Origin of the sequence: Candidatus Symbiopectobacterium sp. 'North America', from assembly GCF_015762685.1 — a bacterium.
In the GTDB taxonomy this organism is placed as follows: domain Bacteria; phylum Pseudomonadota; class Gammaproteobacteria; order Enterobacterales; family Enterobacteriaceae; genus Symbiopectobacterium.
This window is the reverse complement of record NZ_PEHF01000002.1, coordinates 25642-49329: the sequence shown is the minus strand read 5'-3', so window position 1 is coordinate 49329 and position 23688 is coordinate 25642. Positions and strand designations below refer to the sequence as shown.

The following is a 23688-nucleotide window of genomic DNA, read 5'->3' as shown; positions in this document are numbered from 1 at the left end:
GGAATAAAAAATTGAACAACAAGAGAAAAAATGTGCTTTTATGGTATCGTTCGAGCACTGGAAGTGCCGCGCTTGAGTTTTCTTTGATCTTTATCCCTTTTATTATGGCATTTCTTTTTCTCGCAGAGCTGTGCCGGGTGGTTTATATTTTATCTGCCTTGGATTTGATTCTGGCTGAATCCAGCTATCGTACATCGCTTCGTCAGCCTGACAGCGATTATAACGCTTATTTTACGAAAGCCTTAAATAAGGGTTTAGGTGTATGGCCATTATTTACCAAAGAAAATAAGATAAGTGCGTCTGCACAATATTGTGATGATATTGCTGCGTTAATTGAGAATGGCAAACATTGCTCATCGACTCATGCAGTTGGAAAACCGTTGGCATTGTATCACGTGAATATTCATTACCAGCCTCTCTTCTTTCTATTTCCGACAGTGATGGTTGAACAGCGATGGAAGAGAAAGGTTGCTTTTGTTCAGGAATTTCAGCGAGCAGAATTGTAATATGTCTTCGCTTTGCAGAAATGGAAAATTGCTGTCTGAGATAAAAAGTGAGAAAAGAAGCGTAGCGATTGAGTTTTTTTTCTACTTTTTTCTGTCGTACTACTCTGTTTTTTATTAGTTGATTACGGTCGATATTTTTTAAACAAAGGCTATATGGAACGTGTCAATCATTCTCTTGCCACAGTGCTGCGTGAACGCACTGTACTTTATCATGGAAAAGAGATCTTGACACAGGATGATGTCAATCAGTTAGATTTACTTGCAAAGATGCTCTTGGCTGAATCTCACATTGGAGAAAAGTATAATCTCTATTTGGATGCTATCTATTTTGATGAAGATATAAAGTCAGAAAAAAAGATAAAAGGTAAGCCCATATCCTTTACTGTGGTTCATGTAACCGATGGCAATTGCCCAAATTCAGAGTTTGCAAAGGATTTCACTAAACGTATTCCTCTTTCCCCTTTTTCTCATGCTGATACTGGGTCGACGCGAACTGAGTATTGGCTACCTGTTTATCAAGTCACTCTCTGTACTCAAGGTCAGTATAGTTTGTTACTGAAAATATTAGGTGCTATTGGACTATCTGTAGGAAATATCTCTCTGAGTAACGCGGTAATCCCTCGGTGAGTTTTTGGAGTTCGATGATTATTTCAGGGAGCGTCATGAAGATAAAATACGCTATTGATTTCTTTCTGTTGGTATTCCGCAGAGAGTCTGGGGCAATGACATTGCCGTTTGCTATTATGTTTCCAATGTTATTGATGTTTTTTTTCTTTTGCACTTGATGGGGCGCATTTCCAGTCAAACCGTGCCCGATTGGCAGATGCGATGAATCAGGGGGTATTAGCCATTGCGATAAACGATCGCTGTGATTACGTTGCGGATAAAGAATGTGCTGTTAAGCATGGAAACAAAGAGACCAATGAAAAGGTTCTGAGCCACTATCTGAATTATTATCTGCCCAACGTGACGTTTACTGATAGCGATCTGGACGTTATTGTCAGTCTAAATCGTGATAATTCAAAAAAATTAACCTCAATTGATTATAATGCATCAGGGATTGCGACATTACATCCTATCTTCAAAAAATATAATGAGGTTGGATTTAGCGATGATATTCATATTCGTGCTGACAAGTCTGCTGGTACGGTAAGAAAATCGATGGAGCAGAAAAGTTTCCCTACAGATTTCGTTTTTGTTGTAGACGTTTCTGGCTCAATGGGCGAGGATATTAATGGGGTGAAACCTGATGTTAAAGGTGGTGTAAAATATGATATTTTAAAAAAAGCGGTAGTGGATTTTTCTCAAACCATTCTTAATGGTGATGAGAAAAACACCATTGGTATTGTTCCTTTTAATATTGGTTTTGGTGTTCCTGTTAAATTGAATAAAAAAGACCTTTTTGGTGGAAAAGAAACTGGCGTTCTTTTGTCGGTAAGCTTAAAAAAGAGTATGCGGGTGTTAGCAATAAAAAGATTGATTTTAACTTTTGGTATAATAAAAATTTCAATGAGAAAAATAAGAGTTTCGACCAGCAGGATAATGTAATTACCTCTTATTATAGATCAATCGTCTCGCCTGTTTTGGGGCTTACCATGGATCAAATAGTTAATGAAAAATGGTGCGCTGAAATTTCTAAGGAAAATGGTTCTTACAGCTGTGATGCTGATCCTCATGCTAATTTGCGGGCGCATCCTGAAAAATTTACTCTTCATTATAATAAGGCTAAGAAATTATCCACATTAGCAAAAGATTATGTAAATGTTGTAAATGTTAAAACTATTGATTTCGATGAAACTTTGAAGGATGACTATTTGTTTTCTGATAAATCAGTTACTACCTATACCTACTTCCCTTATTATGAAGAAGATAGTATGTTTTATCACATGTGTATTGGTTCTGTGCGAGGGTGGGAAAGTCAATAAATGAATCTCAAGTAAAGACGATAACTGATTTTGCTGGGTTGTCGCGAGACAGTGAGTCTCCGTACTCTTATTTAATTGAATTAACCTCTAATGCTGACATTATCTCTCACTTTAAGAAAAGGGACCTTCTTGGAGGAAGCACTGATAGTAGCAGTGGTTTGTTGCGATCGCTACCTATTATCGCGAAGGGTAATAATCCTAAAAAAGTCATTAGTGATGGGGAGGATAGCGGTAAGCCGAAAGAGTTGACCACAGCGCTTCATGAGAAACACAATATTTGCAAAATAATAAAAGAGTGTTTGTTATCATATAATAAAATCCATAAGACAGTGGAGGTAGATATCTTTTTTATTTCATTGGCTAAGGATGGGGTTGATGGTGATAATGTTAAATTTTGGCGGAAACTCTGTATTGGAGACAATAACGCTTTTGTTGTGAGTAATTACCTAGATCTGGTGAATATACTGGCAAAAATAGCTAAAAAAGAGAAATTAAACTTTATCGATAAAAGTGGTTTTTAATCGATAGGCTGCGTCCGTGTTTGGGATGAGTATGAGAACAATAGTCATTGCGGATACACTCTATTATCGTTATATAGGGTTGAGCGATCTTTTTTATAAAAAATTCGATAGCAATCCTGATGTGGATGTATTCGATCACTACAATGAGAAAAAGCTAACGCGTAGGGGAGAATACCGTAATGTGCTGGTCATTGGTAATCAAACCTTTCATGAGATGGAGAGGACCAACCGATTATTGCTCGCCAATAACAGCGATATCATCGTTTATCGTATTTTTTTCCGATATGATCAAACTACGACGCTTGAAGCGACATTTGGTGCTGAGTCCTTATTGTATCGTGGTGTCTTCAGATATCGCCAATCGTGATTTATTTATGCTAAGCCATTCTTGGCTAGGGGGTTTAGACAAAGAGAAATTCTCCTATGTCAGGTTTAATTTACACGAGCGACAACTGTTACGGTATTGGGAGGAAATAACACATGGTCATATGCCTGCTAGGCTTAAGGATATAGCCTACTCCGTTATTAGTCGTTTAAAGCGAAAGATGGATATTCGCAGTGAATACTCTCTTTATTTGCTATGGTGGATAACGCATCTGGGGATTTTTTCTTTGAACAATTTTTCAATAAGCAGTAACCGCAACCGGGGCAGAGCGCCTGTACCGTGTAAACTAACGGCTACGCCCTCTATTCCCCACGGCTATTTTTTTCTGCGCTAAGTCTGTTGTGTCGTCTGAAGGGATCGGGGCCCGGGGAGCGTCGCTCCCGGGCCGTGTTCTGTCGCTTAGAAATCCCAGTCATCATCTTCGGTATTAACCGCCTTACCGATGACGTATGAAGAGCCTGAACCGGAGAAGAAATCGTGATTTTCATCCGCGTTGGGTGACAATGCGGAAAGGATTGCCGGATTGACATCGGTCATGTTGGCAGGGAACAGCGCTTCATAACCAAGGTTCATCAATGCTTTATTGGCGTTGTAATGCAGAAACTTTTTCACATCCTCCGTCCAGCCCACACCGTCGTACAGTGCCTCGGTGTAGAGGATTTCATTGTCATAGAGATCCTGCATTAAATCGAAGGCGTAGTCCTTTATCTGCTGTTGCCGCACAGCGTCAACGTTGGCGAGACCCTGATGGAATTTATAGCCAATATAATACCCGTGCACGGCTTCATCACGGATAATCAGGCGGATCAGATCGGCGGTGTTGGTCAGCTTGGCTCGGCTAGACCAGTACATCGGCAGATAAAAGCCGGAATAGAACAGAAACGATTCGAGAAATACGCTGGCGATCTTTTTCATCAGGGGATCGCTGCTGCGGTATTGTTCAAGAATCAGTGTGGCTTTTTTTTGCAACGTGGCGTTTTCTTCACTCCAGTGATAGGCATCATCCACTTCGCTGGTGAGACAGAGCGTCGAAAAAATCGAACTGTATGAGCGGGCGTGTACTGCTTCCATAAAGCTGATATTTGACAGCACGGCTTCCTCATGCGGGGTGACAGCGTCGGGCATCAAGGTAGGGGCACCCACGGTGTTTTGTATGGTGTCCAGCAGCGTAAGGCCAGTAAAAACGCGGATGGTTAACTGGCGCTCCTGGGGGGTTAACGTGCCCCAGGAGGGAATGTCGTTCGACAGCGGCACTTTCTCCGGCAGCCAGAAGTTACTGGTCAGACGATTCCACACTTCCAAATCCTTGTCGTCTTCGATTTTGTTCCAGTTGATCGCTTTTACACGTGTGAGCAGAGTCATCGTTAAATTCCTTCGAGAAACCTATCAGAGCGCACAGGAGACACAGCCTTGCACTTCGGTGCCTTCCAGCGCCATCTGGCGTATGCGCACGTAATAAATGGTCTTAATGCCTTTTTTCCAGGCATAAATCTGTGCCTTATTGATATCCCGAGTGGTGGCGGTATCGCGGAAAAACAGGGTTAACGACAGCCCTTGATCGACGTGCTGGGTGGCGGCGGCGTAGGTGTCGATGATTTTTTCCGGACCGATCTCGTAAGCATCCTGGTAGTAATCCAGATTGTCGTTAGTCATGTAGGGGGCAGGGTAGTAAACGCGACCAATCTTGCCTTCTTTGCGGATCTCGATACGTGACACGATGGGGTGAATGCTGGAGGTTGCATGGTTGATGTAAGAGATCGATCCGGTAGGTGGCACCGCTTGTAAGTTTTGGTTATACAGCCCGTGCGCCATCACGGAATCGCGTAACTCGGTCCATGCTTGCTGTGAAGGAATAACAATCTGCGCCGCCTCGAACAGTTCACGCACGCGTTCCGTTTCCGGCTGCCAGGTGCGTTCGATGTATTTGCCAAAATAGTCGCCGGACGCATAGGTCGATTGTGCAAACCCTGCAAAGGTGCGCCCACGCTCAATCGCCAGTTGGTTCGAGGCGCACAGTGCATGATATGCCACGGTGTAGAAGTAGATGTTGGTAAAATCGATGCCTTCCGGCGAGCCATAAAAAATCCGTTCCCGAGCCAGATAACCATGCAGGTTCATTTGTCCGAGGCCAATGGCATGGGAGTCATCATTACCTTTGGCGATGGAGGGCACAGAAGCGATGTGGCTCATGTCAGAGACCGCCGTCAATGCGCGAATTGCGGTTTCAACCGTATTGCCGAAATCAGGTGAATCCATGGTTTTAGCGATGTTCAACGACCCTAGATTACACGAGATATCCTTGCCGATGTGGCGATAGCCTAAGTAGTCATCGTAAAGGCTGGCTTCGTTGATCTGAAGGATCTCCGAGCACAGGTTACTCATGGTGATTCGGCCATGAATCGGGTTGGCGCGATTCACCGTATCTTCAAACATCATGTAGGGGTAGCCAGATTCAAACTGTATTTCGGCCAGAATCTGGAAGAATTCGCGCGCCTTGATCTGCGATTTGCAGATGCGTTTATCGTTTACCATCTCATGGTACTTCTCGCTCACGCTGATTTCCGAGAAGGGCAAGCCATACACCTGTTCCACATCGTAGGGAGAGAACAGGTACATCACCTGATTGGTTTTCGCCAATTGAAAGGTGATATCCGGGATCACGATGCCAAGAGAGAGTGTTTTAATCCGGATTTTCTCATCGGCGTTTTCACGCTTGGTATCGAGAAAACGCAAAATGTCGGGATGGTGCGCATTGAGATAGACTGCACCTGCACCTTGCCGTGCACCCAACTGATTGGCATAGGAAAAAGCATCCTCCAGCATCTTCATGATGGGGATGATACCGGAAGACTGGTTTTCAATACGTTTGATCGGTGCACCGGTTTCGCGGATGTTGGTCAAGGTAAAGGCAACGCCACCGCCACGCTTAGAGAGTTGTAACGCGGAATTGATGGCGCGCCCGATAGATTCCATGTTGTCTTCAATACGCAACAGAAAACAGGAGACCAACTCACCACGCTGTTTTTTACAGCAGTTGAGAAAGGTAGGCGTCGCGGGTTGAAAGCGACCGCTGATGATCTCATCGACCAATGCGCTGGCAAGTTGAGTATTGCCCTTGGCCAACGTCAAAGCAACCAGACAGACCCGGTCCTCATAGCGTTCCAGATAGCGTTTGCCATCAAAGGTTTTCAGCGTATAGCTGGTGTAATATTTGAACGCGCCAAGGAAGGTTTGGAAACGGAATTTGTGCGCATAGGCCTGCTGATACAGGCTCTTGATAAAGCTGAATTGATACTGTTCCAATACCTCTGCTTCATAGTAGCCTTCTTCTACCAGATAGCGCAGTTTCTCCTCCAAATTGTGGAAGAACACCGTATTCTGGTTGACGTGCTGAAGGAAATAGCGTCGTGCCGCCAGCCGGTCTTTTTCAAACTGAATGTGCCCGTCAGCGTCATAGAGATTCAGCATGGCATTAAGCGCATGGTAATCGAGCGTGTTGTCGCTTTTTCCCTGCGTGGGTGTATTGATTACGGATGTTGTTGCCAAAATTGGGTTACTCCTTTGCGCACATTGATGACATCTTCCGGTGTGCCGAGCAGTTCAAAACGATACAGGTACGGCACTTGGCATTTCTGCGCGATAATGTCGCCAGCCAGACAATACGCGGTGCCGAAGTTCATATTGCCTGCCGCAATCACGCCGCGCAGACCGGCCCGGTTGTTGGCGTCGTTGAGGAAGCGAATGACCTGGTGCGGCACGGCACCTTTGCTGCTTCCTCCGCCGTAGCTGGGCACAACCAGAATGAACAGTTGTGCCACGTTGAGTACCGGCTGGTCTTCTGCTATCGGAATGCGCAGAGCGGGTAGACCCACACGAACGATAAACCGATGCGTGTTTTCCGATTGGCTGGAAAAATAGACAAGTGGATTCATTGCGCCCCCTTATTGCAACTGCGCTGAGCGCAATGCGCCGAGTTTATCCGGGCGAAAACCGCTCCAGTGGTCGTCCTCTGTCATAACGACCGGTACCTGTTGATAGCCCAATGCCCTTACCCGCTGTAATGCCTGCTCATCTTCTGTCAGGTCGATAAGCTGATAAGCGATACCTTGTTTATCCAAAGCACGGCACGTCGCATTGCACTGAACACAGTGCGGTTTAGTAAAAATAGTAATGCGCATGATTCGTATTTATTTTTTGGGTTAAAGTCAGTATGGTAAAGCGGCCTTGTGACACCCTTCCGCTGCCGCCTTTCTGCGAAACGCGCCTCATCGATAACCTTGGCGTGTTTAAATACTAGATGTAGATGTTTTTAATTTCAACCATACAATATATGGTGCTTAGTGTGGGTTCGTTGAGGATGAGATCGGAATGGCGGAAGAGGACAGTGCTACCAAGGGGAAACGGGGGCGTGGTTGAGAATAAAAAAACGGACCACTGTGGGCCCGCTGCTGCGTCATCTACAAAACCGGAAGATTCCTACCGTAGTAGATCTCTCGCATTTCATGATAGAGCAGATCGGTGATCCTTTTGCGTTCCACCGCTTCCAGATTTTCCGGCGCGGCGTTGAACAGATAGTGCCGCAGATCGAAATCCTTGAGCTGCATTTTGGTGTGAAACATATTCTCCTGATACACATTCACGTCCATCAGGTGATACAGCGACTTCATATCTTCCGACATAAAGTTCTGAATGGAATTGATTTGATGGTCGATGAAATGTTTCACCCCGTTGATATCAAGCGTGAAACCGCGCACGCGATAGTCAATGGTAACAATATCGGATTCCAACTGGTGAATCAGGTAATTCAGCGCTTTTAGCGGGGAAATCACGCCGCAGGTTGACACTTCAATATCGGCGCGAAGGGTGCACAGGCCACCCTCGGGATGGCTTTCCGGGTAGGTATGTACACAAATATGGCTCTTGTCCAGATGCGCAACCACGGAATGGGGCAGCGGTCCGGGATGTTCGGAGTTATCGACATCGCGCGGATCCATCAGCTCTTCGCTGACCAGAATGGTCACGCTGGCGCCCTGAGGATCGTAGTCCTGTCGTGCGATGTTCAAAATATTGGCTCCAGTGATCGTACAGGTTTCCGTCAGGATCTCTGTCAAACGATTGGCGTTGTATTGTTCGTCAATATAGGCGATATAGCCGTCGCGATCGTCAGCGGTTTTGGCATAGCAGATATCGTAGATACAAAAACTCAGGCTTTTGGTCAGGTTGTTAAAGCCGTGCAGTTTCAGCTTGTGCAATTTTCGTCACCCCCTTATGGCTGTAAGCGTCATGCTAATGCATTCAGTAGATATTGTGGCAGCGCAAAGCTACCGGTGTGGACAGCCGGATTGTAATAACGGCAGCTGATGCCTGATGCCTGATAACGTGCCGCAAGCGTGTCCTGTGCTACCAGGGCGCAATGTCGGATCGTTGCTGGCCCAGGCAAAGGTCATGATGCCACCGTAATAGGTGGGGATCGCCTCCTGATAGAAGGTGATATCCGAAAAAGAGCGGTTGAGTAAGCGGTGGCTGTTGATGGCTTCATCCTGTTGCAGGAAACAGACGCCATTTTGTGCGACAAACAGGCCGCCAGGATTCAGGCTGCGCGCACAACCATCATAAGACGCTGAGCTGAAAAGGCTTTCTCCGGGGCCGATGGGATCGGTGCAATCAGAAATGATCACATCAAACCTATCGCGGTTTTGGCTGACAAAATCAACGCCATCGGCGATCACCAGCGTTAAACGCGGATCGTCATAAGCTCCGGCACTGTGGTTGGGAAGGTACTGGCGACAGAAACTGACCACACCCGCATCAATCTCCACCATGGTGATGTGTTCTACTTCCGGATGGCGACACACTTCGCGCAGGATACCGCCATCGCCGCCGCCGACAATCAGCACACGCTTGGCAGCGCCATGTGCCAACAGAGGAACATGGGTTAGCATTTCGTGGTATATAAACTCGTCGTGTTCGGTGGTTTGCACCACGCCATCCAGTGCCATCACGCGCCCCAGCGCCGCATTTTCGAAGATAATCAGATCCTGATGGGCAGTTTTTTCATGAAACAGCACCTGGTCAATGGAAAAATATTGGCCGAAGCTGGCATGTAACGTTTCATGCCACATCTCTTTTCGGGACATGTCAGGGCTTCCTCTGCGATAACCGCCGTGAAAATGAGCGCGCCATCACAGCTAACTCGCTGATGGCTTGCACGGCGAAATTTCAGGCAATGCGGGAAACGTTACGCGAGCACTATTTCGCCTACGCCAGTACTATTTCGCGTACGCGAGCAGACCGAGCGAGTTTTGCGCAAGCGATTGACACTTTTTGGGCGTCGAGATGGGGATGTTACTCAGATCGCGGTAGCTATCCTCACCCAGGCTGGTCATATCAAAGTCGCTGTAATTGTTGAGATTCCAACGGTTTTGCTGCGCAAAAGCGATCAGCACGCGTCGAATATGATCGTTGGGAATGTCTTGATAGCCACAGTTGTTTTTCAGATAGACGAAAATGGCCGTCAAGTCAGCGAGATCTTCCGCCTCAAATTCATTCAGTGCGTTACTGGCTGACGAAAATCCCATCAGATTCATAAGCAGCAGTGCCAGCGCAGAGCGTTTCATGATTAAACCTGTATAAACAATCGTAAAATGACGTTATCACAGATGGGGTAAGTGGGTTCAAGGTTTATTTTACGTGTTAACGTTAGTAAAACTCGTTATTCCCTGATGTGCCAATCTGTACGGTTGAGACCAATGGCCGGATTAAGCCCCATTTATTCCGTGTTGATAACATGACGCCGTACTCAGCCTCTGTTATTAATAGATGATGGTCAATAGGATTTGCCGTTGCTGGTGTGATGATATCGGGTCTCTGGCGTATCAGTTATTGGGTGATTAACGGAGCATTTTTGCTTCCCGTGGGGATCGTCTTTGCGCTGGCATTTTGGCACGATGCTGGCGGCATGCTAGCACTGTGGCAGCAGGGGATGCCGCTTTATCTGCTGCATACGACGATTCTGGTCTGTGGTGCGGTGGCGCTGAGCCTGCTGATCGGGCTGCCTGCTGCTTGGGTCATGGCCTATTACCGTTTTCCCGGCAAACGCGGTGTTGCCTGGACCTTGTGCTTGCCGCTGGCCATGCCCGCCTTTTTGATGGCTGATTTTTATGCCGATATGCTGGGACAACATGGCGTACTGTGGGATCTATTGGATTTTCCTGTGTTCAGTGAGGAAAGTGCGCACAACCGAACGCTGTTGGGCGCTTGCGTCGTGCTGGCGCTGGCCTTTTACCCTTATGTTTATCTGCCGGTGCGTCATGCGCTGGAATCCCAACCTCCGCATTGGTTACAGGCCGCGCAGCTACTCAAACTGACGCCGCGCCAGGTATTCTGGCGTTTGTCTTTCCCGCTGGTGCGCCCGGTTATCGGAATGGGTGCCATGCTGGTGGCCGTCGAGGCCTTGAATGATTATGGTACCGCGCGCTTGCTGGCACTGCCTACGCTGACAACGCGTTTGATCGATGCTGGCGTGTTGCAAGGTGATACTCAGGCTGTCGCCCATTGGACGCTCTCTCTGTTGCCTTTTGTTGTGCTGCTTACCTGGCTTGGCCTGCGTTTTGCCCGCCAGCAACGGCAAAATACCTTTCCGGGGATCGCAGATAGCATCGTCAAACCGGTGCTGACGGCCGGTATGGCGCGATTGGTCACGCTGGTATGCTGGAGGCTGGCGCTGTTGGCTTTCGGTTTGCCGCTCGGTCGCTTGCTGTATTGGCAATTAGCGAATATCCGCGACGGCTGGAGCGCAACACTGCTTGACGCGTTGTTGAATAGTCTGACCATGGCATCGCTGGCTGCCGTTATTCTGTGCGCGATGATGATTCCTTTTCTGCTGTTTATTCGTCTGGCGGGGTTACGTGCCGGACGCGTTTCTTTCGCTCTGGCGCAGTGGGGCTATGTATTTCCGGCGGCTGCGCTGGCGACGGGCATTGCCATTCCTCTGATTGCACTGGATAACGGGCTTGGTTCTCTGGCTATGCTGGCGGAGATACCGTTTGTACCCCCGCTGTTTTCCAGCGTCTGGTTGATCATGGTGCTGGTTTACTGCGCCAAATTCAGCCGTTTTGTGTTGGAGCCGCTCAGCATACGTATGGCGAACATTCTCGATCAGGCCAGCGCGATGGCTGGGCTCACGCTGTGGCAACGCGGAGCGCGCGTCTATTTTCCGTTACTGAAACCACAGGTGATGATGGGCGTGGTGATTCTGTTTTTCGAAGGCATGAAAGAGTTAAATGCCGCATTTTTATTCCGCACGTTCGGGTGGGAAACGTTGCCGACGTATGTTTTTCGTCTTGCTGCCGATAACCTGTTGCAGTGGGGGGCACTGCCAGCGCTGTGTTTAGTGCTGATTGGCGGTGTGCCGATGTTGTGGTTTCAATGGCTTTGAAAGGGAAATAATCGATGACGCCCACCACGGTTTTGGCGGTGCAAAGTGTATCTTGTCATCTCAGGCAGCAGCCCGTGCTGGACGCGGTAACCTTTTCAGTGCGCGAGCAGGAACTGATTTGCGTATTGGGTCCGCACGACAGCGGCAAGACCACGCTGTTGCAAGCGATCGCAGGCTTGTTGCCGGTGGCAAAAGGGGAGATAGCGCTTGTCGGTGAGCGCATGAGCACCCCGATGATATCTGTTCCCGCGCATCAGCGTCCTGTTGGGTTGGTGTTTCAAGACTACGCCCTGTTCCCGCATTTGACCGGGCAGGAGAATCTGGCTTTTGCCTGCCCGGTGCCCATGACGCAGGAACATAAAGATGCGGTGCAGGAGATGCTGACGCTATTGGGATTGACCGAGTGCGCGGCGCGCTATCCTCGAGATCTCTCTGCCGAGCAGCAGCTGCGCGTGGCGTTGGGGCGTGCGTTATTGTGTAAGCCGCACCTGTTGCTGCTGGATGCGCCGTTCCCCGCCATGGATAGCCAGCAGCGCGATCGGCTGATTGCGGAAATTCGCGATTTGCTCAAACAGCGTCAGATTGCTGCCATTCTGGCGACGCTCAGTCGCGAAGATGCGTTTGCTTTGTCAGATCATGTGGTGTTATTGCATGAAGGCAAGGTGATACAGCAAGGCAATCCTTACGAACTCTATTATCGACCCGTTCAGCGCGCGGTGGCTGATTTTCTGGGCAACACCAACTATCTGCCGATTACCGTACTGAGCGAACATCAGTGGCAAAGCCCAATGGGGGATTTTCATGCCAACTATCCGCTTGGTTTCCCGATTGGCAGCCAGTGCGATTGGCTGGTGCGGCCGCAAGAAATTGCGCTGGCGCTCGATCCAGATGGCGCAGCGCTGATTGAAGATCGCGTGTTTCTGGGAACCTCAAACGTGTACCGGGTTCGGCTGGCGGAACGCGTTCTGACGGTACAAACCAGTAACTGGTTTGAGCCGGGGCAGCAGGTCAGGATCAGTATCCGACCCGATCAGCCCATTTTGTTTCCCGCGTTGCCGCTTGAACCCGTCGCTGAAGAGAACGCGTCTTGAGCGGCTATTTGTCGGCTTTGCTCACCTCCGCCGATGGCAGCTCGCGAATCATCACTCTCACTTCATAGTTTTTGTTCTCCGCCTGCGGGGCATTGGCAATCAGCTTACCAAGCGCTTCTGCGGGCTGGTGGGTTTGCATCGACGCCTCGTAAAGCGGTGGTACAGGCGGCGGAGGAGGGAGCTCGTCTTTGGCAAAGGGAGGGGCACTGATAGGCAGTGGTCGTGGTGTGTCTGGTGCGGCCTGCGCTATCCAAGAGAGCCCTAACAGCAGGGCAAGCAAAAGAGTAGGGTGCGGGTGCGTCATGTTCATAAAAGACCTTTCTCGCTGGCTGAATTCAGGCCTTATCAAAGCCGCTCTGGCAGGGGGGCGCAATGCGTTTTACCCAGTTTTATGCTGCGATAACGCTTCACTTACACTCCTGTCATTTTGTGATCGTCTGGCAATGCGAGGCGCATAAGCCTTTTCCTGTGTCATTGAGAACCCTGTGCTGTGGTGTTATACTGCGCGCCTCAAAGAGACCGTGAACAGGCTGCGAATAAGCTGCGTAGCGCTGTAGTGTCGCCCTTTTTCAAAACGAGTGATGTGTATGATGAAACATACTGTGGACGTCATGATTGACGAAGCGGACGTTCGCGCGCGCGTGAGCGCATTAGGTCAGGAAATCAGCCAGCACTATCGTGGCAGTGACAGCGATCTGGTGTTAATCGGGCTGCTGCGCGGTTCGTTTATTTTCATGGCAGATTTATGCCGTGCTATCAATGTCTCCCACGAAGTGGACTTTATGACGGCATCCAGCTACGGCAGCAGTACCAGCTCTACGCGAGACGTCAAGATCCTCAAAGATCTGGATGAAGACATCCGTGGTAAACACGTGCTGATCGTGGAAGACATCATCGATTCCGGCAACACTCTGAGCAAAGTACGCGAAATTCTGCGTCTGCGTGAGCCTGCGTCGCTGGCGATCTGTACGCTGCTGGATAAGCCGGAGCGTCGGGAAGTGGACGTGAAAGTTCAGTGGGTCGGTTTTTCTATTCCTGACGAATTTGTGGTGGGATACGGCATCGACTACGCACAGCACTATCGGCATTTACCTTATATTGGCAAGGTGATTCCGCAGGAATAAGTGGTCGCGCCAGATAAGGGGCACATAAGGTGCCCCTGTAAAATCAGATCAGGGAAGATATGGCACGGCGATAGCGCTGTTCCAGCGTTTCGCGGCTAGTCGCGGTAACTTCCAGATCGCTTAACAAACCGTCCTTGATGCCATACACCCAACCGTGAATCGTGACCTTTTGGCCGCGTTTCCAGGCGGATTGCATGATGGTGGAGTGGCCCAGGTTGTACACTTGTTCTATAACATTGATTTCACACAGTTTGTTAAAGCGTTCTTCGGGCGGCAATTCTCCCAACAGCGAGCTATGCTTGTACCACAAATCACGGATGTGCAGCAGCCAGTTGTTGATAAGCCCCAATTCAGGGTTTTCTACCGCCGCCTGCACGCCGCCGCAACCGTAATGCCCACAAATGATGATGTGTTCGACTTCGAGCACTTCAACGGCATACTGCACCACGGAAAGGCAGTTTAAATCGGTATGGATAACCAGGTTTGCCACATTGCGGTGAACGAACAGTTCGCCGGGCGCAAGGCTGGTCAGGCTTTCAGCGGGTACGCGACTGTCAGAGCAGCCAATCCACAAAAAACGGGGCTTTTGTGCCAACGCCAGACGTTCAAAATAACCCGGATCTTCTTCAACCATGGTGTTGGACCAACGCTGGTTGTTGGCGATGAGCGTTTCAATATCTTTCATGAAAGTAAATGGCCTGTGACAGAAAAAGGGCAGTGGAAGGTAATATAAGGCAAGCGTGAATGTTTTAAAATCGAAACTGAGTCACTCATTGATAATAGGGCTAGTTAACTTGTTATGACATATGCACTGGAACTGGAGAAACTGACCAAAACGTACCCAGGGGGCGTCAAGGCCGTGCGCGGTATCGATCTGCGCGTGGAGGCTGGGGATTTTTATGCGCTGCTGGGACCGAACGGCGCAGGGAAATCGACCACGATTGGTATCATCAGCTCACTGGTAAACAAATCTTCCGGTAAGGTGCGCGTTTTCGGCTACGATTTGGAGCGCGACATCGTTAACGCCAAGCGCCAACTCGGGCTGGTGCCTCAAGAGTTTAACTTCAACCCGTTTGAAACGGTGCTGCAAATCGTTACCCATCAGGCGGGGTACTATGGCGTGTCGCGCCAGGATGCCCTGCAACGGGCGGAGAAATACCTCAAGCAGCTCGATCTGTGGGAAAAGCGCCAGGAAAAGGCACACATGCTTTCCGGTGGGATGAAGCGCCGTTTGATGATTGCGCGCGCCCTGATGCATGAACCCAAACTGTTGATCCTCGATGAGCCAACCGCCGGGGTGGATATCGAACTGCGTCGTTCCATGTGGGGGTTTCTCAAGGCGCTGAACGCGCAGGGCACCACCATCATTCTCACCACGCACTACCTGGAAGAAGCAGAAATGCTGTGCAGCAATATCGGCATTATTCAGCATGGTGAATTGGTGGAAAACACCTCGATGAAGGCATTACTCGCCAACGTGCAATCGGAAACCTTTATTCTCGATCTCGCGCCGAAAAGCCCGCTGCCCAAGCTGGAGGGGTATACCCACCGTCTGACAGATACTTCAACGCTGGAAGTGGACGTGATGCGTGAGCAGGGACTCAATGGCGTTTTCAGCCAATTAAGCACGCAAGGGATTCAAATATTGAGTATGCGTAACAAGGCGAACCGTCTGGAAGAGCTGTTCGTCTCCATGCTTAACGGTGAAAAGATGAAGCATGTGAAGGCCAGAGGGGAGGCGAAAAAAGCATGACGCAGTTATATTGGGTCGCCCTGAAAAGTATCTGGACCAAAGAGATCAACCGCTTCAGCCGCATCTGGATACAAACGCTGGTGCCGCCAGTGATCACCATGACGCTCTATTTCATTATCTTCGGTAGCCTGATTGGCTCCCGTATCGGTGAAATGCACGGTTTCGACTACATGCAGTTTATCGTGCCTGGGCTCATCATGATGTCGGTGATCACCAACGCTTATGCCAACGTCGCAGCGTCTTTCTTCAGCGCCAAATTTCAGCGCAATATTGAAGAACTGCTGGTAGCGCCGGTTCCGACACACATCATTATTGCCGGTTACATGGGGGGCGGGGTAGCCCGCGGCGTGTGTGTCGGTGTGTTGGTCACGGCGGTGTCGCTGTTTTTTGTCCCGTTGTATGTGCATGCCTGGTGGGTGGTGGTGGCTACGTTACTGCTGACGGCGGTACTGTTCTCGCTGGCCGGATTGCTGAATGCGGTATTTGCCAAAACCTTTGATGACATCAGCCTTATCCCGACGTTTGTGCTGACGCCGTTAACCTACCTTGGCGGCGTGTTTTATTCGCTGACGCTGCTGCCGCCATTCTGGCAAGCGGTGTCCAAGCTCAATCCCGTGGTGTACATGATAAGCGGCTTCCGCTACGGCTTTCTCGGCATTCAGGATGTACCGCTGGCTTTCACCATGGCGGTGTTGCTGGTGTTTATTCTGGTGTTTTACGTGCTGGCGTGGTGGCTGATCGAACGCGGGCGCGGTCTGCTAAGTTGAGAGAAAACGGGGCCATTATGGCACCGTTGCTTTTAGGCGACCTGAACCGGAATCGCCTTCGCCTGGCGCGACATCACGTTATCACCGGAGAAATAGGCGACTTTCGGGTGATGCGTGCGCGCTTCTTCGTCTGACATCTGTACATAGGAGCAGATGATCAGTTTGTCGCCGAAGCAGGCGCAGCGTGCCGCCGCCTCATTGACAGAAATAATGCGTGATCCTCTTTCTGTCGCAATGGCATAGGTAGAGAAACGCGCCCCGTTATCCACGTTGTAGATATCGATGGCTTCGTATTCCAGAATGCCCGCTGCATCCATGAAATTCTGATAGATGGCGCAAGAACCTTAATAGTGGAGATCTGCCTGGGTGACTTTTACCCGGTGCAGCTTACCTTGTAGCATGGTGCGTATCACTGTCGGTTACCTCGGTTAATGTCTGTCATGCCAGTCAATCGACCAGAACGACCTGCTGATTATCAATGAAGCGGGCCTTACCCAGCCAGGCTGCCATCAATACCACTGCGCGCGTGCTGGCCACGGTCAGTTCTTGCAGCGTATCCGCATCGCGAATGTAGAGCTCATCGGGCGTGAACCCGGCTTCGCGTAACGCTTCTGCGGCGCTGGTTACTATTTCCTCAAGCTGTCGATCGCCGTTGCTGAGTTTATCTACCATCTGATCCATGATGCGTTTTAGCGCGGGCGCAGACTAGCGCTCTTCCGGGTTAAGATAACCGTTGCGCGAGCTGAGTGCCAGCCCGTCCGCTGCACGGACAATCGGCACACCGACGATATCAATGTCGTAGCCCATGTCGTGCACCATTTGGCGAATCAGCGCTAACTGCTGGTAATCCTTTTCACCAAAGCAGGCGATATCGGGTTGTACCATGTTAAACAGCTTGCTGACAATGGTGGCCACACCGCGAAAATGGCCCGGACGGCTGGCGCCTTCCAGCATGGTAGACAACCCCGGGACCTCGACAAATGTTTGCTGGCCCAGTCCATGCGGATAGACTGTCTCTGGTGACGGTGCAAACACCAGATCCACGTTACGGCGGGTTAACTTTTCGCAATCCTCTTGCAAGGTGCGTGGATAACGTTGCAGATCGTCGGGTTTATCGAACTGCATCGGGTTGACGAAAATGGAGACGATAACAATATCGGCGCGTGCCCGCGCCTCGTCTACCAGCGTCATGTGTCCGTCATGTAGATTGCCCATGGTAGGCACCAATGCAATGCGTTTCCCCTCTTGACGCCAGCGGCGAATCTCACGGCGTAATAGCAAAGGGGTTTCAAGAATCAACACGGTCTTGCTCCTTTGTATGTATTCATCATTTTTATCAATACTTGCTGTGGTAAAGGGTTTAGATTAACGGAACGAATGTTCCTCGACAGGGTAAAGTCCCTGCTCAATTTCCTGCACATAAAGACGCGCGGCGGCGGGGATGTCGGCGCTTTGTGCTAAAAAGTTTTTAGCAAATTTGGGGGTGTTCTCGCCAGTGATGCCGAACGCATCGTGCATCACCAGAATTTGACCATCGGTGACGTTACCTGCACCAATGCCAATAACCGGGATCGACAATGCCTCGGTGACACGTTGCGCCAGCGGAACCGGCACGCATTCCAGTACCAACAGTTGGGCTCCCGCAGCCTCCAGCGCTAACGCATCATCCAGTAATTGCGCCGCCGCGGCCTCATCGCGACCTTGCACCTTGTAGCCACCGAAAATATTCACCGATTGCGGCGTCAATCCCAGATGGCCGCACACCGGTAACGCGCGCTCGGTCAGCATCTTCACTGTGGGGGCAAGACATTGGCCGCCTTCCAGTTTTACCATGTTGGCACCGGCGCGCATCACTTCCGCCGCATTCGTAAACGTTTGCTCTGGCGTGGTATAAGCCATAAACGGCAGGTCGGCAAGCAGCAGGCACAGCGGCGCACCGCGCCGTACACAGCGGGTGTGATAGGCAATGTCACTGACGGTCACTGGCAGCGTGGAATCATGGCCTTGTAACGTCATGCCCAGTGAATCACCCACCAGCATCACGCCAATGCCATTGTCGTAGAATAAGCGGGCAAAGCTGGCGTCATAGGCGGTAATGGTCGCGAATTTACGCTTCTCCTGCTTACATTTGCGTAGGTAGGTCAGGGTTGTCGGTTTCATTAGCAGCCTCCCAGAATCGAAAAAGTCATGAGAGCATCTTAAAGGAAGCCTGCCTTAAGGCATAGCCGTTGAAGGGGGGAAATGCGACTTGAGTGATATCAGCTTTGCTCATCCCACTGCGTCATGCCGTTGCGCGGCACGGCGGACAAGCGCAATGCCAGCGCTTCACCGTCAGGAAAGTGCAAATCCGGGGCGATATCGGCCAGCGGATACAGCATGAATTCCCGGTTTTTCATGTCGTAGTGAGGCACGGTTAAACGCGCGGTGTGCAGGGTTTCATTGCCATACAGCAGAATATCCAGATCCAGCGTGCGCGGCCCCCAACGGTGAGCTTTACGCTCGCGGCCATGCTGCTGTTCAATGGCTTGGGTGTGGTCGAGCAGAATTTCCGGCGCGAGTGTGGTGTCCAATGCCACCACCGCATTGAGATAGTCGGGCTGATCTTGCAGACCCAACGGACGACTGCGATAAAACGGTGAGCAGCACAGCACGCGGGTGTGCGGCACGGTATCCAGCGCCGCCAGCGCGGAGTTAACCTGCTGTAGCGGATGCGCCAGGTTGCTACCCAGCGCCAGATAAACGCGTGTCACGAGGTTCTTTCTCTGCGCGGTGCACTCGGCTTACGGCGTCGAGAATGGCGATGTGGCGTAGGGCCATCATCCAACGTGCTGAGCATGGCTTGCTGGCGCGGCAGCGTGGCGACCTGGAATTCTCCCCACCATTGAGAGAGACGTTGCAGCTCTGGCTGACGCTCTATTTCGGCGCGCAGGCTCAACAAATCGTAGGCAGCACGGAATTTCGGATGCTCCATCAGCTTGTAGGCGCGTTTGCCCTGACGCCGTGACAGGCGCAACTGCAACTGCCAGATATCACGCACTAACGAGGTGATGCGTTTGGGAATGGCAAGAGAGCGGCACTGTTCGTCCAGAATGTCGTTCATGGCAAGGGCGAAGGAGTCGAAGTAGGTTAATCCGCTCTCCTGTGCCAGTTTCTGTGCATGCTCGATCAACGGGTACCACAGCATGGCGGCAAACAGAAACGCTGGATTAACGCGCATGTCATTTTGCAACCGTTGGTCGGTGTTCTTTAACACCAGCGCCACCATTTTTTCCAGATGGCTATCGCCGTTAGGCGTAAAGTGGCGACTGATTAGCGGAAACAGTGGCTGAAACAGTTGGTATTCGCACAGCAAACGGTACGTCGGGTAACCGTAGCCCGCTTGCAACAGCTTTAGGGATTCCTCAAACAGGCGTGCGGCGGGGATATCATGCAGCAATGTCGCCAGACGTGGAATCGGCTCGGCGGTTTCCGGGCTGATGGTCATGTTCAGTTTGGCGGCAAAACGCACGGCGCGCAGCATGCGTACCGGATCTTCCCGATAGCGGGTTTCGGGATCGCCAATCAACCGGATCACTCCCTGACGCAGATCGTTTAACCCGCCGGTGTAATCACGCACGCTGAAATCGGCGACGCTGTAATAGAGGCTGTTAATGGAAAAATCGCGGCGTTGAGCATCTTCTTCAATGCTGCCGAAAATATTATCGCGTAACAGCATGCCGCTCTGTGCCTGCTGAGAAGTGGTTTTTAGCTGCTGCTCCTGATGTTGCTCGTGATGGCCGCGAAAAGTCGCGACTTCGATCACTTCAGGGCCAAACATCACGTGAGCAAGGCGGAAACGGCGGCCAACCAGGCGGCAATTGCGAAATAATTTACGTACCTGCTCCGGCGTCGCATTGGTGGTGATATCAAAATCTTTTGGCTTTTTCCCCAGCAGCAGATCTCTGACGCCGCCGCCAACCAGATAGGCTTCATAGCCCGATTTGTTCAGGCGATAGAGTACCTTCAGCGCATTTTCGCTGATATCACTGCGCGAAAGGTTATGCTGGTCGCGCGGAATCACGGTCATAGCCTGACGAACGGGCTCCGTGGTGGCCACGTCATTGTCGCGGCTGAGTACCTTGCGACAGAAATTAGCGACTCGGGTAAAGATGGTACACCTCGATAGTGATGAAAAAATAACGGTACAACAAAAAATAGCGGCTAATCATAGCTCACCGCGCCACCTTTGAGAATGCCGATGTTGTCTCAGCCACCCCGATTAACGGAATTGACGTGAGCGACCAATGGCTAACGGCCCACTGTAAAAGGAGCGGCAACGCCATACCTTGCAAATGATCCGGCACTGGCTGATTAAGAAAGCGCAGCGCGCTTAACAACACCGGACGCGGATCGCCATCCGGCAGCGCTGGCGCGTGGTTCTGCTTGGAAAGCTTATTTCCCTGGGTGTTGAGCGCCAGCGGTAAATGGATGTAATCTGGCACCGGATAGCCTAGCTGTTGATAGAGCGCGATCTGTCGGACGGTAGGGGCGATCAGATCTGCGCCGCGCACGATTTCCGTTACCCCTTGATCGTGGTCATCCACCACAACGGCAAGATTATAGGCGAATAATCCATCGCGGCGGTGAATGATAAAATCTTCCTGTGCCAGCGCCGGGTCGGCACACAACTCTCCGCGCAGCCTGTCGTGAAAGTGCAACACCGGGTTGTCTTGACGCAAACGCAGCACGGCGTGGGTGGGGCCCAATTGGCGCGTACGGCAATGGCCATCATACTGCCCGCCCAGTGAATGAATGCGTTGGCGCGTGCAATCGCAGTAGTAGCACTGGTGGCGCGCTTTCAGTGTGGCTAGCACTTCCAGATAACGCGCTTGCCGTTGGGACTGATAAAGCACTGGGCCATCCCACAGCAAACCGTAGTGTTCCAACTGTGAAAGAATGCGACTTGCCGCGCCAGCGACTTCGCGCGGTGGATCGATGTCTTCAATGCGCACCAGCCAGCGGCCACCATGGGCGCGTGCCTGTAGATAGCTGCCTAATGCAGCGATCAGAGAACCAAAATGAAGATCGCCGGAAGGCGATGGGGCAAAACGGCCGGTATAACGATGGGTATCAGGCATACGGGTGAACAATACCTGCACGTCACTCCCGCATTCGGTGCCGGGAGATGACGCTACGGCAAAAACGTAAAGCGGAACAGCTTTTCCGCCCTACAGTGGGATTATCCCGCCATCTGTTTCTCGCGGATTTCCGCCAGAGTTTTGCAGTCAATGCATAAATCGGCGGTAGGACGCGCTTCCAGGCGACGGATACCAATTTCAACACCACAAGAATCACAGTAGCCGAAGTCCTCGTCTTCGATTTTCTGTAGTGTTTTGGAAATTTTTTTGATCAACTTGCGTTCCCGATCGCGGTTACGCAGTTCCAGACTGAACTCTTCTTCCTGTGCGGCGCGATCGACCGGATCCGGGAAGTTGGCTGCTTCATCGCGCATATGGGAAACGGTGCGATCCACTTCATCCCTGAGTTGATTGCGCCATGCTTCAAGAATACGCTTGAAATGAGCTAATTGGGCGTCGTTCATGTACTCTTCGCCCGGCTTTTCCTGGTACGGCTCCACTCCGGCAATTGCGAGAATGCTCAGAGAAGATGTCTTACGGTTTTGCTCTTCTTGCATGTTGCTTCTCCTACATAACACGACACGCACTATCGATCCCTAAGGGGAGAGAAAAATAGGCCGCTATAAATAGCAGATGGAACTGGGGTTGGCAATAATTCCTGTCACAGGCCTGATAAGGTGTCAGGAACCTCGTCGTCACATCCGATAATAAACAACAGGTAAAGGCACCTACCGTCTTTATCGCGTTACGGTTAACGGCAACGGGTACGTGAGCGTAATACCGTCAGGGCATAATGTGGTGGCATAGCAAAAAATTTCAACCCCCTTTTGCCGCGCTTCGCAAAATAATTCTGCATAGCGGGCATCGATGTGCTGTGCAGGCGCAACCTCGGCGATGCCAGAGTGCAGTACTGCGAAAAACAGCACTGCACGTTCGCTGTTTTCGGCCACCTGCATCAATTCGCGCAGGTGTTTTTGTCCGCGCTGCGTCACGGCGTCGGGAAAAAATCCCTGTTGAGGCGACATATGCAACGGAGTTTGTTGCAATAATGTAACTGACTTCACCTCAATATAGCAGTTAATCTGCCCCGGTGCCTGTAACAGCAGGTCAATGCGGCTGTTCTCCGTGCCATATTTCACTTCGGGGGTGATTTGGTGGTAGCCAGCCAACTCAGGAATGCGTTGTGCCAGCAGCGCTTCATGCACCAGATGATTGGCGCGCAGCGTATTGACACAAATCCAATGCCCCTGCGCGGTTTCTGTAAGTTCCCAACTGTGCGCATATTTACGCTTGGGGTTATCCGAGGTGGAGTACCACACTGTATCACCCGGTGTGGCGCACCCGGTCATCGCACCGGTGTTGGCACAGTGCAGCATAAAGGTTTCTCCTTCTGGCGTAACCACATCGGCAAGGAAGCGTTTGTAACGCTTAATCAGCCGTGCCGGTTTGAGCGGCGGCGTAAAGTTCATCGGGTTATCCTGCGTTAGGGTGGGCCAACGGCCATTCCGCGACCTGTTGATAGCGGGTTTTTCCCTGTTCCCAGCGAGATTCATACAGGGCAAAGCGCTCGGCCGACAACGTCCAGTCAAAATTGGCGGGGGGAAGCGCCATGGGGCGCGTGGCACCGCGCAACAGTGTGATATGCGGGTGAAAGGGCTGCGGGCTTTGGTAGCAACCGCTGCGTGCCGTTTGCGATCGCAGCAGCGCGGCCAATTGTAGCAAGCCGCGCGGTGCCTGACGGATTCTGTCGGCCAGCAGCCGAAGGGCGCGCTCTTTTTGCTCGCTCACGTCACCCAAAAAGGCCAGCGTCATATGCATATTGGCGGCAGCGACCGGGCGTCCCGCCTCCGGGGTAAAGTGCTGGGCACGCGACTGAACCAGCGTTTGTGCCAGTGAATCGGGTAAGGACAAGGCAAAAAAACAGGCGGCGTGTGCTTAACATGGCTCTCTACGCGGATAACCGAGGATGCTACAATGCCGATTCGAAGGCGACAACCACCGCTTTCGCGCAATGCCTTATTTTGTGCGAACATGCGTTGCGCCAGGAAGACGCTATTGTAGA

General features: G+C 50.9%; 24 protein-coding genes and 5 pseudogenes. 11 read left to right on the top strand and 18 right to left on the bottom strand.

The window, feature by feature from the left end:
• Positions 1–11: 11 nt before the first annotated feature.
• From CS369_RS01045 to CS369_RS01020, 6 genes and pseudogenes are all read left to right on the top strand, one after another.
• Positions 12–506, top strand: a complete 495-nt coding sequence (locus CS369_RS01045; protein ID WP_196905663.1) for a TadE/TadG family type IV pilus assembly protein — start codon at positions 12–14, stop codon at positions 504–506.
• A gap of 87 nt (positions 507–593) precedes the next feature.
• Positions 594–1133, top strand: a pseudogene (gene tadF, locus CS369_RS01040) (tight adherence pilus pseudopilin TadF); the annotation flags it as partial.
• Positions 1134–1322: 189 nt separating this feature from the next.
• Entirely contained in the window at positions 1323–2054 is a 732-nt protein-coding gene (locus CS369_RS01035) for a VWA domain-containing protein (RefSeq protein WP_210769468.1), read from the top strand.
• Positions 2055–2101: 47 nt separating this feature from the next.
• The gene (locus CS369_RS01030; RefSeq protein ID WP_196905661.1) at positions 2102–2431 is read left to right on the top strand and encodes a hypothetical protein; all 330 of its coding nucleotides are present in this window, start codon (positions 2102–2104) and stop codon (positions 2429–2431) included.
• Positions 2416–2952 (top strand): hypothetical protein, encoded by a 537-nt coding sequence (locus tag CS369_RS01025; protein WP_196905660.1) that lies wholly within the window; start codon positions 2416–2418, stop codon positions 2950–2952. Before CS369_RS01030 ends, CS369_RS01025 begins: the two co-directional genes overlap by 16 nt.
• A gap of 31 nt (positions 2953–2983) precedes the next feature.
• Complete coding sequence (locus CS369_RS01020) at positions 2984–3319, top strand: hypothetical protein (RefSeq protein ID WP_210769467.1); 336 nt, start codon at positions 2984–2986, stop codon at positions 3317–3319.
• 417 nt (positions 3320–3736) lie between these two features.
• Here the strand turns inward: CS369_RS01020 and nrdF are convergent, their stop codons facing one another.
• The 7 genes and pseudogenes from nrdF to CS369_RS00985 all read right to left on the bottom strand — a co-directional run bounded on the left by nrdF (position 3737) and on the right by CS369_RS00985 (position 9954).
• Positions 3737–4699, bottom strand: coding sequence for a class 1b ribonucleoside-diphosphate reductase subunit beta (gene nrdF, locus CS369_RS01015; RefSeq protein ID WP_196905658.1), 963 nt, complete (start codon positions 4697–4699; stop codon positions 3737–3739).
• A 24-nt stretch (positions 4700–4723) separates the two neighbouring features.
• A complete protein-coding gene (gene nrdE, locus CS369_RS01010; RefSeq protein ID WP_374191015.1) occupies positions 4724–6865 on the bottom strand; it encodes a class 1b ribonucleoside-diphosphate reductase subunit alpha in 2142 nt (713 codons plus the stop codon).
• Positions 6865–7269: a class Ib ribonucleoside-diphosphate reductase assembly flavoprotein NrdI gene (gene nrdI, locus CS369_RS01005; protein ID WP_196905656.1), complete on the bottom strand. Its 405-nt coding sequence runs from the start codon at positions 7267–7269 to the stop codon at positions 6865–6867. The genes nrdE and nrdI overlap by 1 nt, the downstream gene beginning before the upstream one ends.
• Before the next feature lie 9 nt (positions 7270–7278).
• Positions 7279–7515 carry a glutaredoxin-like protein NrdH gene (nrdH, locus tag CS369_RS01000; protein WP_196905655.1) on the bottom strand — a complete coding sequence of 79 codons (237 nt, stop codon included), beginning with the start codon at positions 7513–7515 and terminating at the stop codon, positions 7279–7281.
• Between the two features lie 279 nt (positions 7516–7794).
• A complete protein-coding gene (gene speD / locus CS369_RS00995; RefSeq protein WP_196905654.1) occupies positions 7795–8589 on the bottom strand; it encodes an adenosylmethionine decarboxylase in 795 nt (264 codons plus the stop codon).
• Between the two features lie 29 nt (positions 8590–8618).
• Positions 8619–9474, bottom strand: a pseudogene (gene speE / locus CS369_RS00990) (polyamine aminopropyltransferase).
• Positions 9475–9606: 132 nt separating this feature from the next.
• Positions 9607–9954 (bottom strand): YacC family pilotin-like protein, encoded by a 348-nt coding sequence (locus CS369_RS00985; protein WP_196905653.1) that lies wholly within the window; start codon positions 9952–9954, stop codon positions 9607–9609.
• 236 nt (positions 9955–10190) lie between these two features.
• Here CS369_RS00985 and CS369_RS00980 point away from each other — a divergent pair, with 236 nt between their 5' ends.
• On the top strand, positions 10191–11774 hold the full coding sequence (locus CS369_RS00980) for an iron ABC transporter permease (protein WP_244664683.1): 1584 nt from the start codon (positions 10191–10193) through the stop codon (positions 11772–11774).
• A 14-nt stretch (positions 11775–11788) separates the two neighbouring features.
• The gene (locus CS369_RS00975) at positions 11789–12865 is read left to right on the top strand and encodes an ABC transporter ATP-binding protein (protein WP_196905651.1); all 1077 of its coding nucleotides are present in this window, start codon (positions 11789–11791) and stop codon (positions 12863–12865) included.
• Between the two features lie 4 nt (positions 12866–12869).
• Here the strand turns inward: CS369_RS00975 and CS369_RS00970 are convergent, their stop codons facing one another.
• Positions 12870–13175, bottom strand: a complete 306-nt coding sequence (locus CS369_RS00970) for a hypothetical protein (protein ID WP_196905650.1) — start codon at positions 13173–13175, stop codon at positions 12870–12872.
• A 277-nt stretch (positions 13176–13452) separates the two neighbouring features.
• Here CS369_RS00970 and hpt point away from each other — a divergent pair, with 277 nt between their 5' ends.
• On the top strand, positions 13453–13989 hold the full coding sequence (hpt, locus tag CS369_RS00965) for a hypoxanthine phosphoribosyltransferase (protein WP_196905649.1): 537 nt from the start codon (positions 13453–13455) through the stop codon (positions 13987–13989).
• A 43-nt stretch (positions 13990–14032) separates the two neighbouring features.
• Here hpt and can read toward each other — a convergent pair whose 3' ends face one another.
• Positions 14033–14674 (bottom strand): carbonate dehydratase, encoded by a 642-nt coding sequence (can, locus tag CS369_RS00960; RefSeq protein WP_196905648.1) that lies wholly within the window; start codon positions 14672–14674, stop codon positions 14033–14035.
• A 114-nt stretch (positions 14675–14788) separates the two neighbouring features.
• Between can and CS369_RS00955 the strand changes: the two genes are divergently transcribed.
• Positions 14789–15742 carry an ABC transporter ATP-binding protein gene (locus CS369_RS00955; RefSeq protein WP_196905647.1) on the top strand — a complete coding sequence of 318 codons (954 nt, stop codon included), beginning with the start codon at positions 14789–14791 and terminating at the stop codon, positions 15740–15742.
• On the top strand, positions 15739–16509 hold the full coding sequence (locus tag CS369_RS00950) for an ABC transporter permease (RefSeq protein ID WP_196905646.1): 771 nt from the start codon (positions 15739–15741) through the stop codon (positions 16507–16509). The genes CS369_RS00955 and CS369_RS00950 overlap by 4 nt, the downstream gene beginning before the upstream one ends.
• 32 nt (positions 16510–16541) lie before the next feature.
• Here the strand turns inward: CS369_RS00950 and panD are convergent.
• From panD to CS369_RS00905, 9 genes and pseudogenes are all read right to left on the bottom strand, one after another.
• A pseudogene (gene panD, locus CS369_RS00945) lies at positions 16542–16922 on the bottom strand (aspartate 1-decarboxylase).
• A gap of 34 nt (positions 16923–16956) precedes the next feature.
• A pseudogene (gene panC / locus CS369_RS00940) lies at positions 16957–17811 on the bottom strand (pantoate--beta-alanine ligase).
• A 63-nt stretch (positions 17812–17874) separates the two neighbouring features.
• A complete protein-coding gene (gene panB / locus CS369_RS00935) occupies positions 17875–18669 on the bottom strand; it encodes a 3-methyl-2-oxobutanoate hydroxymethyltransferase (RefSeq protein ID WP_196905645.1) in 795 nt (264 codons plus the stop codon).
• A gap of 98 nt (positions 18670–18767) precedes the next feature.
• The gene (gene folK, locus CS369_RS00930) at positions 18768–19259 is read right to left on the bottom strand and encodes a 2-amino-4-hydroxy-6-hydroxymethyldihydropteridine diphosphokinase (protein ID WP_196905644.1); all 492 of its coding nucleotides are present in this window, start codon (positions 19257–19259) and stop codon (positions 18768–18770) included.
• Positions 19256–20659 carry a polynucleotide adenylyltransferase PcnB gene (pcnB, locus tag CS369_RS00925; RefSeq protein ID WP_210769470.1) on the bottom strand — a complete coding sequence of 468 codons (1404 nt, stop codon included), beginning with the start codon at positions 20657–20659 and terminating at the stop codon, positions 19256–19258. Before pcnB ends, folK begins: the two co-directional genes overlap by 4 nt.
• Positions 20660–20720: 61 nt before the next feature.
• Positions 20721–21626, bottom strand: coding sequence for a tRNA glutamyl-Q(34) synthetase GluQRS (gene gluQRS, locus CS369_RS00920; RefSeq protein WP_196905674.1), 906 nt, complete (start codon positions 21624–21626; stop codon positions 20721–20723).
• A gap of 101 nt (positions 21627–21727) precedes the next feature.
• Positions 21728–22183, bottom strand: coding sequence for an RNA polymerase-binding protein DksA (gene dksA / locus CS369_RS00915; protein ID WP_196905643.1), 456 nt, complete (start codon positions 22181–22183; stop codon positions 21728–21730).
• 180 nt (positions 22184–22363) lie between these two features.
• Positions 22364–23095: a DNA/RNA nuclease SfsA gene (gene sfsA / locus CS369_RS00910; RefSeq protein WP_196905642.1), complete on the bottom strand. Its 732-nt coding sequence runs from the start codon at positions 23093–23095 to the stop codon at positions 22364–22366.
• A gap of 4 nt (positions 23096–23099) precedes the next feature.
• A pseudogene (locus tag CS369_RS00905) lies at positions 23100–23568 on the bottom strand (2'-5' RNA ligase family protein).
• Positions 23569–23688 lie beyond the last annotated feature (120 nt).

Bases quoted from the DNA above. Each gene is read 5' to 3' on its own strand.
- CS369_RS01030 (WP_196905661.1), top strand. From the start codon at position 2,102: ATGGATCAAATAGTTAATGAAAAATGGTGCGCTGAAATTTCTAAGGAA.
- CS369_RS01020 (WP_210769467.1), top strand. From the start codon at position 2,984: ATGAGAACAATAGTCATTGCGGATACACTCTATTATCGTTATATAGGG.
- nrdF (WP_196905658.1), bottom strand. From the start codon at position 4,699: ATGACTCTGCTCACACGTGTAAAAGCGATCAACTGGAACAAAATCGAA.
- nrdI (WP_196905656.1), bottom strand. From the start codon at position 7,269: ATGAATCCACTTGTCTATTTTTCCAGCCAATCGGAAAACACGCATCGG.
- nrdH (WP_196905655.1), bottom strand. From the start codon at position 7,515: ATGCGCATTACTATTTTTACTAAACCGCACTGTGTTCAGTGCAATGCG.
- CS369_RS00985 (WP_196905653.1), bottom strand. From the start codon at position 9,954: ATGAAACGCTCTGCGCTGGCACTGCTGCTTATGAATCTGATGGGATTT.
- CS369_RS00980 (WP_244664683.1), top strand. From the start codon at position 10,191: ATGATATCGGGTCTCTGGCGTATCAGTTATTGGGTGATTAACGGAGCA.
- CS369_RS00975 (WP_196905651.1), top strand. From the start codon at position 11,789: ATGACGCCCACCACGGTTTTGGCGGTGCAAAGTGTATCTTGTCATCTC.
- CS369_RS00970 (WP_196905650.1), bottom strand. From the start codon at position 13,175: ATGAACATGACGCACCCGCACCCTACTCTTTTGCTTGCCCTGCTGTTA.
- hpt (WP_196905649.1), top strand. From the start codon at position 13,453: ATGATGAAACATACTGTGGACGTCATGATTGACGAAGCGGACGTTCGC.
- can (WP_196905648.1), bottom strand. From the start codon at position 14,674: ATGAAAGATATTGAAACGCTCATCGCCAACAACCAGCGTTGGTCCAAC.
- CS369_RS00955 (WP_196905647.1), top strand. From the start codon at position 14,789: ATGACATATGCACTGGAACTGGAGAAACTGACCAAAACGTACCCAGGG.
- CS369_RS00950 (WP_196905646.1), top strand. From the start codon at position 15,739: ATGACGCAGTTATATTGGGTCGCCCTGAAAAGTATCTGGACCAAAGAG.
- panB (WP_196905645.1), bottom strand. From the start codon at position 18,669: ATGAAACCGACAACCCTGACCTACCTACGCAAATGTAAGCAGGAGAAG.
- gluQRS (WP_196905674.1), bottom strand. From the start codon at position 21,626: ATGCCTGATACCCATCGTTATACCGGCCGTTTTGCCCCATCGCCTTCC.
- dksA (WP_196905643.1), bottom strand. From the start codon at position 22,183: ATGCAAGAAGAGCAAAACCGTAAGACATCTTCTCTGAGCATTCTCGCA.
- sfsA (WP_196905642.1), bottom strand. From the start codon at position 23,095: ATGAACTTTACGCCGCCGCTCAAACCGGCACGGCTGATTAAGCGTTAC.